This is a genomic window from Mesorhizobium sp. M4A.F.Ca.ET.020.02.1.1 (assembly GCF_004022645.1).
Taxonomy (GTDB): Bacteria; Pseudomonadota; Alphaproteobacteria; order Rhizobiales; family Rhizobiaceae; genus Mesorhizobium.
In genome coordinates this window covers 1-700 of sequence record NZ_RZOI01001302.1, presented here as the reverse complement: position 1 = coordinate 700, position 700 = coordinate 1, and the positions used below count along the sequence as shown (strand labels likewise).

At 71.4% G+C, this 700-nt stretch carries 1 protein-coding gene; it reads right to left on the bottom strand.

The genetic code is table 11. From position 1 onward, the window contains the following. The coding region (locus EN742_RS36785) for a TonB family protein (protein WP_128333983.1) at window positions 1–700 on the bottom strand (700 nt) is incomplete at both ends.

The window sequence follows — 700 nt, the reverse complement described above, 5'->3', positions numbered from 1 at the left end:
GCAAGGCGCCGAGTGCCGCGCGGTCGAGGTCGGCGTCACCGGAGGACCGCGCCAGCCGGGCCGAGACCACCCGGCCGGAAGAATCGACCGTGAAGGTCACGTTTGGGCTGCCTTCGGCCCGCCGCGACCGTGCCGCGCTCGGATAGCGCGTATGCCGCCTGATCCAAGCCGCCAGGCTGGAATTCCAGCGCGCCGGGCTGGCGCTGGAACGCGATGCTCCCTCGGCGGATTTTGGCGCCGCCGCGCGCGCGGCCGGCCTGGCGTCGGCGCTGGCCGCCATGGCGGTCTTGGCCGGCGCCGGCTTTTCCTTCTTCGGCCGTTGCTTCGGCTTGTCGACGGGCTTCTTCGCCTTGGCCTCGACCGGTTTCATGACCTTGGATTCCGCCGGCGCATCGACCGGTTTCGGCTGCGGCAAGGGAATGACGACGTCCGGTGCCACCGTCTCGACGACGTCCGGAACCACTTCGTCGAGCGGCTGTTGAGCGCTCAGCGCGGCGACCGTCGGCGCCGCCGGTTCGGCCGCGTCGGCCTCTGCCGGCTGTTCGACGGTCGGTTCCGCTACTTCGGTGACCTGCTCAGGCGCCGGCTCGGTTGCCGGCTTCACTGGCGCCGCCCTCTCCGTCTCCTCGACCGGCTCGGCTTGATCGGGCGTCACTGTGTCCGGCACCAGCGCCTCTTCCTGTTCTGCGGGCGCGAGCGG